We start from the raw sequence: 16,487 nt of genomic DNA, 5'->3' as shown, positions 1-16,487 counted from the left end.
GAGCTGGCCCGCGTCATCCGCGCGGCCCGCCGGCCGGTGTTCGTCGCCGGTCGCGGCGCCCGCGGCGCCGGCCCACCGCTGCGGGCACTCGCCGAGGCCTCCGGCGCGCTGCTCGCCACCTCCGCCGTCGCCAACGGGCTCTTCGCGGGCGACGAGTGGTCGCTCGGCATCTCGGGCGGCTTCGCCTCGCCCCTCGCCGCTGAGCTGATCGGCGCGGCCGACCTCGTCGTCGGGTGGGGATGCGCGCTGAACGACTGGACCACCCGGCACGGCCGGCTGATCGGTCCCGACGCGACGGTCGGCCAGGTCGACACGGACCCCGCAGCACTGGGCGGACACCGGCCGGTGGATCTCGGCGTGCTCGGCGACGCCGGACACACCGCACGAGACACACTCGCCGCTCTGGAGTCCACTCAGGACGGCTACCGCACGCCGGAGGTGCGCACGCGGATCGCGGCGCACGGCCGCTGGCGGGACGTCCCGGTCACCGATGAGTCCACAGTGGACAGGATCGACCCGCGTACGCTCAGCAGCCGGCTCGACGAGCTGCTGCCCGCGCAGCGGCTCGTCGCCGTCGACTCCGGCAACTTCATGGGCTACCCGAGCGCCTACCTCGCCGTCCCCGACGAGTACGGGTACTGCCTCACCCAGGGCTTCCAGTCGATCGGGCTCGGCCTCGCCACCGCCATCGGCGCCGCGCTCGCCCGGCCCGACCGGCTGCCGGTCGCGGCACTCGGCGACGGCGGCTGTCTGATGAGCATCGCGGAGCTGGACACCGCCGTGCGACTTGGCCTGCCGCTGCTCGTCGTGGTCTACAACGACGAGGCCTACGGCGCCGAGGTGCACCACTTCACCGGCCAGGACCACGGCACGGTCCGCTTCCCGGAGACCGACATCGCCGCCATCGGCGCCGGCTTCGGCTGTGCCGCACTCACCGTCCGCGGCGCAGCCGACCTCGACGGCGTGACCGCCTGGCTCGACGGCCCGCGCGACCGTCCACTGCTGGTCGACGCGAAGATCACCAGCGACGGCGGCTCCTGGTGGCTCGCCGAGGCGTTCCGCTAGCCCCCGGCCGTGCTCACCCTGGCCGACCTCCGCGGCTACGCGATGCAGCACGGCGACACGCACGTGATCGTGTGCGTCGGACGCGCGGAGGCCGAGGCGGCGGCCGCCTACGACCGCCGCTGATCGCGCTCCGTGGCCGCGCGCCGGCCGGATTTCCGCGTCAGCGAGAAAATCGGGCATACCGTCGTGACCGGGCACGACGCGGTGTCGTTAGGTCGTCAGTGGACAGCGCGGCCCCGCGCGTGGAGGCGACCATGGAGCTGACCCGGCGGTTGACCCAGCTCGTGATCCTGCGACTGGACGAGCTCACCGACGAGCTGGTCCTCGAGATACTCCGGGAGAACGCCGGCTACGTCGACGCGGAGCTGGTCCCGCTCGACGAGCTGCGCCGGTCGTGCCGGGACAACCTCGAGCGGGTGCTGCAGCTGCTCGGCGACATGGTGCCGCCCGGCGTCGACCCGGTGGACGCGGCCGCGCTCACCGGCACCCGGCGGGCCGAGCGGCGCGCGCCGCTGGAGGCCGTGCTGCGCTCGTTCCGCATCGGTGGCCGGGTGGTGTGGCACGCACTCGCCCGGGTCGCCAGGGAGGACGGCTCGATCGGCTGGGACGACATGGTCGACGTCGCCGCCGCGGTCTGGACCGTCGTCGACGAGGTGTCCTCCGCGGTGGCCGGCGCCTACCGCCGCACCGAGCTGCGCCTGCGCCGGCTCGACGAGCACCGGCGGCTCACGCTGTTCACCGACCTGCTGCGCGGCCGCGGCCGCGACGCCGCCTTCGCCGCGGAGGCCGCCGCGGAGCTCGACCTGCCGGCCGACGTCGACTTCCTCGTGCTGGCCGCGGACCTGCGGCAGGACACCAGCGCCGAAGATCACCTCGCGGTGCACGGCGTTCGCTCGATCTGGCAGCCGCACGCACGGCACACCGTCGGGCTGGTCGCGCTCGACCGCTACGACGCGGACCGGGTGCTCGACCTGCTGCGCACGGCCGTCCGCGACCGGGTCGGGGTCAGCCCGCGCGTGCACGGGCTCGGTGAGGTCGGCACGGCCCACGAGCTGGCGGTGCTCGCGCTGCGCACGCTCCCGGCCGGCATCGCGACCACCGCGCGACTGGACGACCGGCTGCCCGCCGCGCTCCTCGTCCGCTCCCCGGACCTCGTCGACCGGCTCGTCGAGGTCGTGCTCGGCCCGCTGCTGCGGTTGCCCGACGGCGAGCGCCAGCAGCTCCTCGCCACGCTGTCGGCATGGCTGCGGTCCAACCGGTCGCCGGCCGCCGCGGCAGAGCGGCTGTACTGCCACCGCAACACGGTGATCAACCGGATGAGCAAGGTGGAGAGCCTGCTCGGCCGCTCGCTCGAGGACTTCGAGAACGCGCTGACCGTCTCCTACGCGCTGCTGGCCCTGGACCTGCCCGAGGGAACCCATGCGCAACGCAAGTAGCACCTAGCGAAACGAACGCCGAGAATGTGTCAAACAATTCCCGGCGGGCCGATAAACGAATTCGATGCGCGCCTGGTTCGTCCGCGATTCCTCCATCGTTCCGACCCGTCAGAAAGTTACTTTCGAACCCTGCGCGTGGCCGGTTGGTCACGCGCGGCGACGCCACGCTGCGACGACCGGAAGTGTCTACTCACCTGGAGAGACACCGAGCCGGCACGGATCGCGACCACGATCGACGGCAGCTCTCGAACGATACTGCGAATGGAGTAACGCATTAAGGGACCAAAGTCCTTTGTTGACCATCAACGCGGCGCCACACAGGACATAGCCTTGACTTTCCCGAACCGTTCGGCTTGCATCGCCGAAGTCGCCAGTGCGTCCAATTTCGCAGGGCTTCTGGCTACCCGCCAGACCTGCAGGGGGCACCGGCTGCGCAGCCGACGGTCAGATGGGACATGTGGTGCCGGAGTCAGGTCAGCAGGACGCCACCAGGTGGCGACTCAACAGCTGGAGCCTGCGTACGAAGGTCGCGGTGGTACTCGTCGTGCCGGCGGTCGTCGCGCTGGCTCTCGGCGGCCTGCGCCTGCAGCTCCAGCTCGACGACGCCAACGGCCTGAGCACCGTCCGCGACCAGTTCGCCGTGCTCGGCGAGGCGGTGACGCTCGCGGACCTGGCGGCCAAGGAGATGGTCGCCGCCGTGCCGCCGAACCCGGCCGAGCTGCCGATTCAAGAGGAGGCCGTGGACCGGCAGGTCGCCGTCGTCCGCAACGCCGCCGACTTCGCCCAGCTGCCCGCCGACGTGAGCCGCAAGCTGGGCGACGCGCTCAGCGACCTCGCCGCGGCCCGCGAGCAGGCGGCGGAGAACGAGACCGACCCGGTCACCGAGGCGTTCGCCTACCGCGCGGTGATCGGCGAGCTCGGCGAGCTCGTACCGCGCGTCGTGTCCATCACCCGGGCCGAGGATCTCGACGACCTCGCGTCGACGGTGTTGTCGATGCTGCAGCTGCGCGCCTCGCTCGCGAGCGAGGAGGCGTTGATCGCCTCCGGCAACGGCGCCGCGGTCAGCAACGACGTCGCCGCCTCGATCCAGCACGCCGCCGCCGAGGAGGCGGTGCTCGGCCAGCAGCTCGCGCTCGACCTCCCGGCCGCCGAGCTCCCCGAGTTCGTCGCCGCCACCAGCACCTGGTCCGAGCGGCGCGACGAGATCCAGGAGGCCGTGGCCAAGAACCGGACCGCGGACCTGCAGCTGCTGCTGCCGGAACTGCAGGCCGAGCAGACCGAGCTGCGCCGGCTGATCGACGACAAGTTCACCGAGCTCGTCGACACCGTGTCCACTCGCACCAACGTCGCTCGCTCCGACGCCCTGCGCGACGCCGCGATCGTGCTCGGCGCGCTGCTCGCCGCGCTGGCGATCGCGCTGACCGTGGCCCGCACGCTGCTGGTGCCGGTGCGCCGGCTGCGCGCGGCCGCACTGTCCGTCGCGCACGACAAACTGCCGAAGACCGTGGAGCGGGTGCGCTCCGGCGAGCACGTCGACTGGCGGGCCGTCGAGCCGGTCGCGGTCCGCACCGACGAGGAGATCGGCCAGCTCGCCCGCGCGTTCGACGACATGCACCAGCAGGCCGTGCGGCTCGCCGGTGAGCAGGCCGAGCTGCGCCACCAGGTCAGCGAGATGTTCATGACGCTGTCTCGGCGCAGCCAGTCGCTCGTCGAGCTGCAGCTGGGCGTGATCGAGGGCCTGGAGGCCGACGAGCACGACCCGCGCCGGCTCGAGGGGCTCTTCCGGCTCGACCACCTCGCCACCCGGCTGCGCCGCAACGGCGAGAACCTCCAGGTGCTCGCGGGCGGCGCGCCGCCCAAGCGCGGGAACCGGCCGGTCGACGTCGTCGAGCTGCTGCGCGCGGCGACGTCGGAGGTCAAGGACTACCGGCGGGTCAGCCTCGGGCACGCACCGAACGCCTTGGTGCGGGTCACCGCCGCGACCGACGTGGTGCACATCCTGGCCGAGCTGTTGGAGAACGCGACCCGGTTCTCCCCGCCGGACCGCAAGGTCGTGCTCACCGCCGACCGCGGCACCGACGGCGGCCTGCTCTTCGAGGTGATCGACACCGGGCTCGGGATGGCCGCGGAGGATCTCGAGGAGGCCAACCGCCGGCTCGCCGCCGCGGACGCCATCGGCCCGGAGACCACTCGGCGGATGGGCCTGTTCGTGGTCAGCCTGCTCGCCGCCCGACACGGCCTGACGGTCCGGCTGCGCCCGACCTACGAACGGGCGAAGCAGGCCGGCCTCACCGCCAGCGTGCACGTACCGGGCACGCTCGTGCTCTCCGCCGGCGCACCGGAGACCATCGCGCCGGCGGCGGCCGAGCCGACCGCCGCGCCAGTGTCGACAGCACCGCCGACCGCACCGCTGCCCGCCGTACCGGCCTCCGACGAGCCCGCCGACGTCGAGGAGAGCCCGGTCCCGGTGTTCGCCGGCGGGCCGCCGACCGTGCCACCGGTGCCGGCGTTGCCGCTGATCCCGTTCAGCAACGGCAACCAGCTCGACTGGTTCACCCCGCAGGTGCCGGTCGAGGACGTCCCCCGAAACGGGAACGCCACCGAGAAGAGCACTCGCGGCTGGCTCACGCCGGCCACGCCCCCGACGCCGGCCCCGCGGGAGCCGGCCGAGGACGAGAGCACGCCCGCGAGCACGAAGAGCACCAAGGCCGCGAAGCCGGACGCGGACGGCACGTCGAACGACGACTCGCCGACCATCCGCGTGACGGCGGCGGGGCTGCCGGTACGCACGCCGGGCGGCGGCTCGCGCGCCAAGAAGTCCAAGCCGGCCAGCGGGTCGACCTCGGGGCCGACCCGCAAGCCGAGCGCGGCCTTCCGCGATCCGGACACGATCCGCAGCAACCTGTCCAGGCACTACAGCGGTATGCAGGCGGCGCGCCGCGCTCGAGAGGAGTCCGATTCCGAGTCCGCACCGGAGGCGAAGAGCTGACATGGCCGCACGGGAGCGCGGCGCCGACGAACCTGTCGACAGGAGCGGGCGGAGGGCTGGGAGACCCGCCCGCTCAGATCCGAGGGAGGGATCAATGACAACCGAGAGCACCACCACCGCGGCCGAGCCGACGCTGGGTTGGCTCGTCTCGGCCTTCACCCAGGACGTGCCCGGGGTTACGCACGCCGTCCTGGTCTCCGCCGACGGCCTGCTCGTCGCGGCGAGCGACGGCCTGCCGCGCGACCGGGCCGACCAGATGTCCGCACTGACCGCCGGCCTCACCAGCCTCACGGTCGGTGCCGCGCAGCTGTTCACCGCGGGCCGCGTCGTGCAGTCGGTGATCGAGATGGAAGGCGGCTTCCTGCTGCTGATGAGCATCGGCGACGGCTCGCACCTCGCGGTGCTGGCCGCCGCCGGGTGCGACATCGGCCTGGTCGGCTACGAGATGACGCTGCTCGTCGACCGCGTCGGGCGGATGGTCGACACCCCGGTCCGCGGGGCCGGGGAACTGCGCTGAAAGAGAACGCGGTGACCGAGGAAACGGACGACGGCGACCTCGCGGCGCTGGCTCGCCCGTACTCGTGGACAGAGGGCCGGACGCAGCCGACCGTCGAGCTCGCTGTCGAGGCGCGGGTGCGAACGACCCCGCGCGGGCGGCGGCTGCCGCGGCGGCTGACCGATGCGATGTGGACGGTGACGGAGCTGTGCGCGCGGCCGAGCTCGGTCGCGGAGATCGCGGCACACCTTTCGGTGCCGCTGGGGGTGGCGAGGGTCCTGGTCGGGGACCTGCTCGAGGAGGGGCTGGTGGTGGTCGAGGCGACGTTGTCCGACGACGCCGGCACCGACGAGCGACGCCAACTGATCGAGAGGGTGCTCAGTGGACTACGTGCTCAATAACCCGCCGAGGAAACGGATAACCTCGGCGAAGATCGTCGTGGCCGGCGGGTTCGGCGTCGGCAAGACGACCTTCGTCGGGGCGATGTCGGAGATCGCACCGGTGCGCACCGAGGCGCTGATGACGAGCGCCGGTGTCGGCATCGACGAGGTCTCGGCGTCGTCGAGCAAGCTCTCCACGACGGTGGCGATGGACTTCGGCCGCATCACGCTCGCCGACGACCTCGTCCTCTACGTCTTCGGCACGCCCGGCCAGCACCGCTTCTGGTTCATGTGGGACGACATCGTGCACGGCGCGATCGTGGCGGTCGTGCTCGTGGACACCCGCCGGCTCGCCGACGGCTTCGCCTCCATCGACTACTTCGAGGAGCGCGGGCTGCCGTTCATCGTGGCGGTCAACCAGTTCGACGGCGCCCGCCGGTACACCCTCGACCAGATCCGCGAGGCGCTCTCGCTGCCCGCGGACGTCATGATCATGAACTGCGACGCACGCTCCCGCGACTCCACCAAGGAGGTCCTCATCGCGGCGAGCGAGCACGCGCTGTCCAAGCTGGCACCCGAGCCGGCCCCGTTGCCCAAGCGACCCGTCCGGGTCCGCGGCGTGCGCTGAGGAGCCCCACCGCATGAACCATGTCCATCACTTCGACCTCGGCACCTGGCTGATGTTCTTCGCCTACGCCACGTCCGTGGTCGGCTCCACCGTCGGCCTGGCGTGCACGCCGCTGGCCCGCTACGCGCGCAGCGAGGCCGCGCGGCTGGGTTGGCTGGCGCTGGCCGCCGTGGCGATCGGCGGGGTCGGCATCTGGCTCATGCACTTCATCGCGATGCTGGGCTTCACCACTCCCGGCCTGCCGGTGCGCTACGACGTCGGGCGCACCGCGATCTCGGCGGTGCTCGCGGTCGGCGCCGTGTTCGTCGGACTGCTCGTGTTCGGCGCCCGCCGAAGGTACTCGTTGTGGCGGCTGCTGGTCGGCGGCACCATCACCGGGCTCGCCGTGGCGCTGATGCACTACACCGGCATGTGGGCGCTCAACGTCAAGGGCAGCATCTCCTACGACTTCGGCCTGGTGGTGCTGTCGGTCGCGATCGCGGTGCTGGCCGCGACCGCCGCGCTGTGGTTCACCGTGGCGACCGACCGGCTGCCGCTGCGGGTGCTCGCCGGCCTCGTCATGGGCATCGCGGTCACCGGGATGCACTACACCGGGATGGCCGCGGTCCGGGCGAACCTGGACCCGAACGCGCCCTCGCCGGAAGGCGTCGAGGTGTTCACCTTCCTGCTGCCGGTCTTCGTGGTGGCGGCGGTGGCGCTGGCCGGGACGATCACCGCGGTGCTGATGGCCGCCCCGGTGGAGCCCGACGAACCCGAGCCGGTCGAGGAGGAGCCGGCCCTCGGCGAGCCGGTTGGCTCCCCCGGCTGAACCGCGGGATGATCGTGACCCGATCGCACGACCCGAGGAGTGGCACATGGCCGGTCAGTTCGAGGCCACCGTCGAGATCGACCGCCCCGTCGCGGAGGTGTTCGCCTTCCTCGCCGACGGCCGCAACGACCCGAAGTTCAGCCCCCGAGTGCAGCGGATCGAGAAGACGGGCGACGGCCCGACCTCCGTGGGCACCGTCTACAAGAGCACCGTCAAGGACGCGGGCCTGACCACCCGGCGCGAGTTCCGGATCACCGAGTTCGTGCCGGACCAGAAGATCCGCTGGGCGGAGCAGTCCAAGAACCTGGTGACCGCCGTGGAGGGCGGCTACGACTTCGAGGCCGTAGCCGGCGACAGGACCCGGCTGCGTGTCTACAACGTCCTGGAAGGACACGGGCTGGGCAAGCTCATCGCCGGCTTCGCGCTCGGCGCCGCCCGCAAGGACGCCCCGAACTTCGCCGACCGCATCAAGAAGGCGGTCGAAGCGTCCTAAGCGGACAGTTTCGCGGTCGCGGTCCGCCGGGTCCGCGGCGGCACGGACATGATCGCCACGTTGTGGGTGCGGGACAGGCGTTCGTGCGGGGCCGCCTCGTCGCCGAAGAAGACGGCCAGCGGCGTCCAGATGCCGACCACGAACAGCGAAACCAGCAAGCCGGCCGGGATCAGCAGCTGCTCCGGGTTTGCCAGCACGTCCCAGTGGTCGACCGACAGCGCGAGCCACAGCAGCCACAGCGGCGAGAGCAGGACGCCCTGGCGGACCAACAGCGACACCGGCCCCGCGCGCCGCCCGCCCGTCCGCTCCACCCGAAGCAGCATCGCCCGCTTGCCGACCGTCGAGCCGGTGAGCACCGGCACGAGCAGGAACCACACTCCCGCGAGTACGGCGACGATCGGGCCACGATCGCTGGCCTGGCCACCGGTCGGGCCGCCGAACAGGACGATCAGGCCGACCACGAGACCGGTCAGCACGACGAACCCGACAACGTCCGCCAGCAGCGCGAACAGCCGCCGGCTCACCGTCACCCGCGTCGCGTAGCGGCGCCGCTCGCGCTCCGGCTCGACCGCGGGCAGCAACCGGCCGAGCGGGCCGGCGAGCAGCCAGCCCACCACCGCACCCACCGTGTTGAGCATCAGGTCGTCCACGCTGAACAGCCGGTACGCGCACGGGTAGACGAACCACAGCCCGGTCAGCTGGGTGAGCTCGAACAGCAGCGACACGCCGAACGCGAGCCCGGCCGCCGGCAGGAACCGCATGCCGACCAGGTAGCGAAGGAAGAAGCCGAGCGGCGCCAGCACCGCCAGGTTGAGCGCGGTGCTCCACACCACGCCGTAGGACACGACCGAGGCGAGGCTCCAGTCGCCCCGCGCCCGCTCCTGGAGCACCTGGACGAAGTAGAACGGCCGCAGCTGCGGGGTGCTCGCGTAGTTCTGCGTGGCGCAGTACTCGCCGGGATCGCTCGGCAGCGGGATGACCGTCTGCATGACCGCGGCCAGCAGGTAGAACAGGAACCCGTAGACGACCAGCGTCGTCCACCCACCCGCGCGGCCGCGGCGACGGTAGCTGACCACCGCTACCGGCAGCAGCACGATCAACACGATGACGGGGAAGATCGAGATCGCCGTGGTGACCGGCAGCAGGTAGGTGTCGAACACGGCGACCTAGTACCCCGACGCCGAGATTTTCAAGCCTCCGGCTGGGTTCACCACCCGGTGGGCGGTGGCGGCGGCACGACCGGCGGGCGGTCGTCGCAGGTGATCGTGTTCGGCAGCATCCACGGGGCGAGCCAGCCGCCGTCGTTGCCGCCCCGGTCGGTCAGCCCGAACTCCGAGCCGGCCGGTGTGAAGTGGAACGACCCGCAGTTGTTGACCCCCACCGCGCCGACGTTGCGCGCGTCCACGTTCTCGAACGACGCGGCCCCGGCGGTGCGGGCGCTGAGCACCGACGTGCCCGTGCCGTCCACCCGGATGTCTCTGAAGTGCACGTTCGGCACCGCGTACTCGTCCTTCACCGCGAACTCGGTGACGAGCATGATCGCGTTGTAGGTGTTGTCGAGGTAGTGGTCGCCCACGACCTCGATGTCCGCCTCGATGTCGCGCTCGAGCGCGTAGATCCAGATCGCGCCCAGCCCGATGTTCCAGTTCAGCTCGTAGGTGCCGGCGCGGACCACGGTGTTGTTCGTGAGCCACACGTGCCCGGTGAACGGCTGCGCGCCGAAGCGGGAGCCGAGCTGGATGCCGCTCCCCTCCCGGACCGGGTCGGCGACCAGGTTGTTCGACACGGTGTCGTCCGTGCCGCCGTAGAGCGCGATGCCGTTCGCGAGCACCGGGGTCTGCACGGTGTTGTGGTCGAAGGTGTTGTTCGCGTTCTGCGCGTGCTCCGCCCACATCGCGAGCCCGTCGTCGCCGGTGTTGCGCACGAAGTTGTTCCGCACCACCGAGTTCGTGACTCCGATGTGGAAGTTCAGCGCGTCGGCGACCTGGTCGACGACGATGTTGTCGCGGACGGTGGTGTTCGACATCGGGCCGTCGAACCACAGGCCCACCTTCGTGTGGTGGATGTGGAGGTCGGTGATCGTCGAGTCGCTCATCGCCCCGCCGATGCCGTTGACCTGGTCGGTGTCGATTCGTTCGCGGACGTCGCCCTCGATCGCGAAGCCGGACAGGTGCACGCCACGGCTGCCGCCGGCCGTCGCGTCCTTGCCGTAGAAGCCGACGCCGGTGTGCGCCGACCCGTCCGGGGCCGGCGGGTCGAGTGCCACCTCGCGACCCTTGATGATCGTGTGCCAGTTGCCGGCGCCCTCGATGGTCACGTCGTCGACGACGATGTGGCGGTTCACCTGGTACGTGCCGGGCGGCACGTACACCGGAAGGTCGAGGAACCGCGCGAGGCCGATCGCGTGCTCGAAGGCCCGCGCGGAGTCGCGTCGCCCTGGTCGGGTCGGCGCCGAGGAGCAGGACGTTCAGCGCGCGCGGGTTCACGTGCGGGCGGTCGACGAGCTCGGAGTCGAGCAGGTCGATGACCGTCCACTCGGCACGGCTGCCGGTGGGCATGGTGAGCCGCACGGTGTCACCCGCGCGGTAGGTCCGGCCCAGCAGCAGGCGCTGCTCGTCGTAGAAGTGGCTGGGACGGAACGGTTTCCGGATGGCCGGCGGCGGGTTCGTCTCGGCGGGCACGCACGAGCACTCGGTGAGCCACCAGTCCGGGTGCAGCAGGTCGGCGTTCGGGTCGTTGGTGAACGGGTACTGGTTGTACAGCCAGGCGTACCGCGAGGTCAGGGTCATGCTCCGGCGGTGGCCGCCGTTCACGGTCACGTCCAGCGGGGCGGTGATGCCGCCGCCGCCCGGCGCGTCCGGGATGCTGTACCGCACGGTGATCGCGTTCGCCGCGGCCGGCAGCGTGAACTCGACGTGCTGGCGCGGCGCGAGCCGGACCGCGGTGCGCCCGGACGCCTCCGCCGGCAGCGTGTACGCCGTCCGGTCCGGGCCGATGACCGTGCCGGTGGTCGCGGCGTGTTCCGCCTCCTGCTCGAGGAAGGCGACGTCCGCGCCGCGCCCGGCGACGAGGGCCGGGTCCAGCCCGGCGCGCGTGACCACGGGCGCGCGGGAGTCGGCGGCCGCGGTGCCGTCGGCCACGCCCAGTCCGAGTCCGGTGGCGGCCACCACCGCCACGGTGAGCCATCGCGACCGACTCTGGGAACGCCCTGTCCGTGCCATCGCGGACCCGTTTCTCTCGGACTGGTGAGGCGACGATAGGACCGTGGTCGCTATTCCCACAAGATGTTGCCCCGAGTTTGCGCGCTTCGAGCAGGAATTTGCGAGCGACCATGATGGGCGCATGACCGACGACTACTTCCTCCCCACGAGCACGGCACCCGAGGAGCGGGCGCGCGACGCCGACCTCGCCCTGCTGCCGGTCGGCAGCTTCGAGCAGCACGGCGCGATCCTGCCGCTCGCCACGGACACCGTCATCGCGGTCACCGTCGCCCGCGCGGTCGCCGCGGCGCACCCCGCGCTGCTGCTGCCGCCGGTCACGATCTCCTGCTCGCACGAGCACGCCGGCTGGCGCGGCACGGTGAGCATCTCGGCGGCGACCCTCTATGCGACGGTCAACGACGTCGCGGAGTCGTTGCGGCGCAACGGCATCGACAAACTCGTGCTCGTGAGCGGGCACGGCGGCAACTACGTGCTGGGCAACGTGGTCCAGGAGGCCAGCGCACGCGGCGAGCACCTGGCGCTGTTCCCGACCGAGGCCGACTGGCTGACCGCACGCGCCGCCGGCGGCATCGAGCTCGGCCCGGACAGCGACATGCACGCCGGCGAGCTGGAGACCTCACTGCTGCTGCACGCGCACCCCGACCTCGTGCGGGCGGACTACGCCGACCACGACGAGCTCGCCGACGAGCGCAACCGGATGCTGACCCGCGGGCTGGCCGCCTACACCGCGTCGGGTGTGGTCGGCCGGCCCTCGCTCGCCTCCGCCGCCAAGGGCAAGGCCGCGCTCGCGAGCCTGGTCGAGTCCTTCGCCGACGTGGTCGACGCGCTCGGCAGCCCCTCCAGGTGAGGCAGGTAGTGGTCCAGCCGCTCGCGCTTGGTGCGTAGGTAGGGCAGGTTGTCGTCGGTCGGCGTCGCGAGCAGCGGGACCCGCTCGGACACGCGGATCCCGTCGTGCAGCAACGAGTCCAGCTTCTTCGGGTTGTTCGACAGCAGCCGGACCGCGGGCACGCCGAGGTCGTGGAGGATCTCCGCGGCCATGTGGTACTCGCGGGCGTCGACCGGCAGGCCGAGCGCCAGGTTCGCCTCGACGGTGTCCAGGCCCTCCTCCTGCAGCGCCATCGCCTGCAGCTTCGCCAGCAGCCCGATGCCCCGGCCCTCGTGGCCCTTCAGGTAGATGAGCACGCCGGCGCCCTCGGCGACGATCTGCCGCATCGCCGCGCTCAGCTGGTCGCCGCACTCGCAGCGGGAGGAGCCGAAGGCGTCCCCGGTCAGGCACTCCGAGTGCACGCGGGTGAGCGGGTCGGCCGTGGTGACGTCGCCGTGGACCAGCGCCACGTGCTCGTGCCCGCCCCAGCGGTCCAGGTAGCCCACGGCGCGAAACTCGCCGTACATGGTGGGCAGACGGGTCTCGACCACCCGTTCCACGGCGCCACCGCGTCCGATGTCGGCAACGTTGGTCATGCGGTCACTACTCCTCGGCGTTCCTGTCGGCGGCGAACGAGCATCACTGCGCCCGGCAGGCTCGCCACGAGCCCGAGCAATCCGTACACCACGGCAGTGGTGAGTCCCTGAGCGGCGCCGAGACCGGCGGCCGCGAACATCAGCACCGTCGCTCCTTCCCTTGGTCCCCACCCTCCTACGTTCAACGGCAGACCCATCGCGAGCAGCGAAACGATCACCAGCGGGACGAGCTCGCCGGCCGGCACGTCCGCGCCCGCCGCACGCGCCGCGACGATGAACAGCGTGATGTGCCCGGCGAGCACCGCGGCCGACAGCACGGCCACCGCCGGCCACGCGTCGCGGGCGAGCAACCCGTGCCGGACGTCGTCGAGCGTACGTCGCCAACGCGAGTCGGGTCCGGTCCAGCGACGCATCGCCAGGTAGCCGAACACGAACAGTGAGGCGACGATCAGCACGGCCAGCCCGATGTCGCGGGCGGGCGCGATGGTCGGCCCGGCCAGCAGCACCACGACCCCGGCGATGACCACGACGATCTGCCCGGCGGTCCGCTCCAGGACGACGGCGCGCACGCCGGCGCCCACGTTGCCCTCGTCGCGGCCGTGCTGCACCGCCCGGTGCACGTCGCCGAGCACGCCCGCGGGAAGCACGGCGTTGAGGAACAGCGCCCGGTAGTAGTCGGCGACGGCGCGGCGCAGCGGCAGCCGCAGCCCCAGCCGGTGCGCGACCAGACACCAGCGCCACGCGCTCAGCACGGTGGTCACCAGCCCGATGCCCAGCGCGGCGACGATCTCACCGAGGTTGATTACCCGGAACCCGTCGAGGAAACCGTCCGCGCCGACCTTCCAGATCAGCGCCACGACGATGCCCACCCCGACCAGGAGCTTCGCCCAGGCCCACAGCTTCTGCTTGTTCAGGCGGCGCATGACGGCTCACCGCCTCGCAGGCCGTCGAGCACGGCGGCGAGCCGAGCGGCCGCCTGCGGCCAGTCCTCGAGGTAGCGCCGCCGCTCGCGAGCCGACTCGCGGAGCCGGCCGCGCAGCGTGGCGTCGGTCAGGTACCGGCGCAGCGCGTCGGACAGCGCGGCCGGGTCGCCGGGCGGCACCAGCATGCCGGGCACGCTGCCGTCCGGCGCCTGGCCGAGCGTGTCGGGCAGCGCGTCGACGTCGGAGGTCAGCACCGGGATGCCGCGAGCGAGCGCCTCGGTCACCACCATGCCGAAGGTCTCGCCGCGGGAGGGCAGCACGAACAGGTCGGTACGGCCGAACAGCGCGTCGAGGTCCTCGTCGGGCAGCGGGCCGGTGAGCGACATGCGGTTGCTGAGCCCGTGCCGCGCGATCAGCTCCTCCACCCGTGTTACGTACTCCGGGTCGCGGCGCACGGAGCCGACACAGTTGCAGGTCCAGCCGAGGTCGGCGACGCCGGCGAGGGCTTCCACCAGGACGTCCTGCCCCTTGCGCGGGGTGACCGAACCGAGGCAGAGCAGCCGGCCGTCGGTGCCTGTGGCCAGCGGCTCGGGTCTCGTCCCGGGTGGCGCCACGTGGACGCGGGACGGGTCGAGGCCGTGGTGTGCGATCGCCCGGCGCCCCGCCCAGTAGCTGGTGGCGATCACGGCCACCGCGGCGTGCAGCGTCGCCCGCTCGAGCCTGTCGAGCTGGGCCGCCCGCTCCTCGGGCAGCCCGACCTCGTCGGCGAGCGGCAGGTGCAGCAGGATCGCGAGGCGCAGCCGGCGGGCGTGGGGCACCACGACCTCCGGCACGCCGCACGCGACGAGTCCGTCCAACAGAACGACGGACCCGTCCGGCAGCTCGCCCAGCTCTCTCGCCAGGTTGCTCCTGGCGGCGTGGTCCGGCGTCGGCCACTGGCCCGACACCCCGACCTCCCGCATGCCAAGGACCTCGCACATCCGGCGGTCGTAGGCGTTGCCCCCGCTCGCGAACGTCACGTCGTCGACGTCCGCGGGGAGCACGAACGTCGTCCCGGCCGCGCTCACAGCGCGCGCCTGTAGGTCGCCCACGCCACGTGGGACTCACGCAGCATGACCGAGAGCTCGGACAGCCCCTTGGCTCCCTCGCCGAGCTTGCCGGCGTGGATCCGCTCGGCGAGCCGGTCGGCGACGGTCTTGGCCAGGAACTCCGTGGAGGTGTTGATGCCGGCGAACTCGGGCACCTCGTCGAGGTTGCGGTAGTTCAGGTCGCCGAGAATCGCCTGCAGCTCGCGCGTGGCGAGGCCGATGTCGACCACGATGTTGTCCGCGTCCAGCTCGGGACGATGAAACGTGGCGTCCACGATGAACGTCGCACCGTGCAGCCGTTGCGCGGGCCCGAACACCTCGCCGTTGAAGCTGTGCGCGACCATGACATGGTCGCGGACGGTGAGGCTGTACACCCGCGCCTCCTGCTGTCGACTACGTGTTGTCGTACATAACACGCAGGCAGAGCGCAGAGGGTTCATCGCTGATCAACCCGGGCAGCACCACCGGTAGTTCATCGAACAGACATTCCCTGGTCACGAGCGCATCGAAGGCCGGATCGGCGAGCAGTTCGAGGGCCACGGCGAGCCTGTCGGCGTACCCCTTGCGGCCGGCGCGGGCCGGCGACACCATCCCCACCTGGCTCGACCGCAGCGTGAGCCGTCGCGAGTGGAACCACTCACCCAGCGGCACGCTCACCCGCCGGTCGCCGTACCAGCTCAGCTCGACGACCGTGCCCTCGACGGCGAGGAGCTCGAGACCGCGGGCGAGGCCGGCGTCGGTGGCGCTGGCGTGCACGACCAGGTCGCACTCGCCCTCGGCGTCGGCCGGAGTGGCGAAGGCGACGCCCAGGGCGGCGGCGAGCGTGCGCTTCGACTCGTCCGTGTCGACCAGCTGCACCCGGGTGGCCGGGAACCCGGCGAGTACCCGCGCGACGCTGGCCCCGACCATCCCGGCGCCGACTACCGCGATCCGGTCGCCGACGTGCGGGGCCGCGTCCCAGACCGCGTTGACCGCGGTCTCGACGGTCCCGGCCAGGATCGCCCGCGCCGCCGGCACTCCGTCGGGCACCGGCGTCACGGCCGAGGCGGGGACGACGTAGCGGGTCTGGTGCGGGTAGAGGCAGAACACGGTCCGCCCGGCGTGCCGGCCCTGCTCGACGACGCCGACGTTGAGGTAGCCGTACTTGACCGGGCCGGGGAACTCGCCCTCCTGGAACGGTGCACGCATGGCGGCGTGCTGGCTGGCCGGCACGCCGCCGCGGAACACGAGGGCCTCGGTGCCGCGGCTCACCCCGGAGTAGAGGGTGCGGACGACGACGTCGTCGGGACCGGGTGCGGCCAGCTCGACCGGGCGGATCTCGCACTCCCCGGGTGCGCGCAGCCAGAACGCACGCTCCATCTCCTGGCGCCCTCCTCCGGTTAGGCTCATGATCACCATAACTGCTCCCGGAGGTGCCCGTGCTGCCGCTGCGCGCGGTCGCCGCTGGCCTGGCCGCACAGGCGGCGGTGCTGGCCGTGCTCGCCCCGGGCCCGCGGGGC

At 72.1% G+C, this 16,487-nt stretch carries 14 protein-coding genes and 3 pseudogenes; 9 read left to right on the top strand and 8 right to left on the bottom strand.

Going from position 1 to position 16,487, the window contains the following annotated elements:
* From ACRDSK_RS22470 to ACRDSK_RS22435, 8 genes are all read left to right on the top strand, one after another.
* On the top strand, positions 1–1,065 hold a 1,065-nt coding region (locus ACRDSK_RS22470; RefSeq protein WP_431443206.1), incomplete at its 5' end, for a thiamine pyrophosphate-binding protein.
* Positions 1,066–1,319: 254 nt separating this feature from the next.
* Entirely contained in the window at positions 1,320–2,501 is a 1,182-nt protein-coding gene (locus tag ACRDSK_RS22465; protein WP_431443205.1) for a PucR family transcriptional regulator, read from the top strand.
* Between the two features lie 448 nt (positions 2,502–2,949).
* Complete coding sequence (locus ACRDSK_RS22460; protein ID WP_431443204.1) at positions 2,950–5,490, top strand: ATP-binding protein; 2,541 nt, start codon at positions 2,950–2,952, stop codon at positions 5,488–5,490.
* Positions 5,491–5,584: 94 nt separating this feature from the next.
* Positions 5,585–6,007, top strand: coding sequence for a roadblock/LC7 domain-containing protein (locus tag ACRDSK_RS22455; protein WP_431443202.1), 423 nt, complete (start codon positions 5,585–5,587; stop codon positions 6,005–6,007).
* Positions 6,008–6,018: 11 nt separating this feature from the next.
* Entirely contained in the window at positions 6,019–6,387 is a 369-nt protein-coding gene (locus ACRDSK_RS22450; RefSeq protein WP_431443201.1) for a DUF742 domain-containing protein, read from the top strand.
* Complete coding sequence (locus tag ACRDSK_RS22445; RefSeq protein WP_431443200.1) at positions 6,368–6,994, top strand: GTP-binding protein; 627 nt, start codon at positions 6,368–6,370, stop codon at positions 6,992–6,994. Before ACRDSK_RS22450 ends, ACRDSK_RS22445 begins: the two co-directional genes overlap by 20 nt.
* Before the next feature lie 13 nt (positions 6,995–7,007).
* Complete coding sequence (locus ACRDSK_RS22440; RefSeq protein WP_431443199.1) at positions 7,008–7,802, top strand: MHYT domain-containing protein; 795 nt, start codon at positions 7,008–7,010, stop codon at positions 7,800–7,802.
* Between the two features lie 46 nt (positions 7,803–7,848).
* A complete protein-coding gene (locus tag ACRDSK_RS22435) occupies positions 7,849–8,295 on the top strand; it encodes an SRPBCC family protein (protein WP_431443198.1) in 447 nt (148 codons plus the stop codon).
* On the opposite strand, the gene ACRDSK_RS22430 is transcribed toward ACRDSK_RS22435, so the two are convergent.
* The 3 genes and pseudogenes from ACRDSK_RS22430 to ACRDSK_RS22420 all read right to left on the bottom strand — a co-directional run.
* The gene (locus ACRDSK_RS22430) at positions 8,292–9,455 is read right to left on the bottom strand and encodes a VanZ family protein (protein WP_431443197.1); all 1,164 of its coding nucleotides are present in this window, start codon (positions 9,453–9,455) and stop codon (positions 8,292–8,294) included. The genes ACRDSK_RS22435 and ACRDSK_RS22430 overlap by 4 nt on opposite strands.
* Before the next feature lie 47 nt (positions 9,456–9,502).
* Positions 9,503–10,720, bottom strand: a pseudogene (locus tag ACRDSK_RS22425) (right-handed parallel beta-helix repeat-containing protein); the annotation flags it as partial.
* Positions 10,721–10,853: 133 nt separating this feature from the next.
* A pseudogene (locus ACRDSK_RS22420) lies at positions 10,854–11,516 on the bottom strand (hypothetical protein); the annotation flags it as partial.
* Positions 11,517–11,637: 121 nt separating this feature from the next.
* On the opposite strand from ACRDSK_RS22420, the gene ACRDSK_RS22415 reads away from it, so the two are divergent.
* Positions 11,638–12,363 carry a creatininase family protein gene (locus tag ACRDSK_RS22415; protein WP_431443196.1) on the top strand — a complete coding sequence of 242 codons (726 nt, stop codon included), beginning with the start codon at positions 11,638–11,640 and terminating at the stop codon, positions 12,361–12,363.
* Positions 12,364–12,422: 59 nt separating this feature from the next.
* Here ACRDSK_RS22415 and ACRDSK_RS22410 read toward each other — a convergent pair.
* From ACRDSK_RS22410 to ACRDSK_RS22390, 5 genes and pseudogenes are all read right to left on the bottom strand, one after another.
* A pseudogene (locus tag ACRDSK_RS22410) lies at positions 12,423–12,908 on the bottom strand (GTP cyclohydrolase II); the annotation flags it as partial.
* Positions 12,909–12,973: 65 nt separating this feature from the next.
* Positions 12,974–13,900, bottom strand: coding sequence for a lysylphosphatidylglycerol synthase transmembrane domain-containing protein (locus ACRDSK_RS22405; protein WP_431443195.1), 927 nt, complete (start codon positions 13,898–13,900; stop codon positions 12,974–12,976).
* A complete protein-coding gene (locus ACRDSK_RS22400; protein ID WP_431443194.1) occupies positions 13,888–14,967 on the bottom strand; it encodes a glycosyltransferase family 4 protein in 1,080 nt (359 codons plus the stop codon). The genes ACRDSK_RS22405 and ACRDSK_RS22400 overlap by 13 nt, the downstream gene beginning before the upstream one ends.
* The gene (locus ACRDSK_RS22395; protein ID WP_431443193.1) at positions 14,964–15,362 is read right to left on the bottom strand and encodes a 6-pyruvoyl trahydropterin synthase family protein; all 399 of its coding nucleotides are present in this window, start codon (positions 15,360–15,362) and stop codon (positions 14,964–14,966) included. Before ACRDSK_RS22395 ends, ACRDSK_RS22400 begins: the two co-directional genes overlap by 4 nt.
* Before the next feature lie 19 nt (positions 15,363–15,381).
* Entirely contained in the window at positions 15,382–16,347 is a 966-nt protein-coding gene (locus ACRDSK_RS22390) for a zinc-dependent alcohol dehydrogenase (protein ID WP_431443192.1), read from the bottom strand.
* Between the last annotated feature and the right edge of the window lie 140 nt (positions 16,348–16,487).

This window comes from Actinophytocola sp. (assembly GCF_050699915.1).
In the GTDB taxonomy this organism is placed as follows: Bacteria; Actinomycetota; Actinomycetes; order Mycobacteriales; family Pseudonocardiaceae; genus Actinophytocola.
This window is presented reverse-complemented; position numbering and strand designations above follow the sequence as displayed.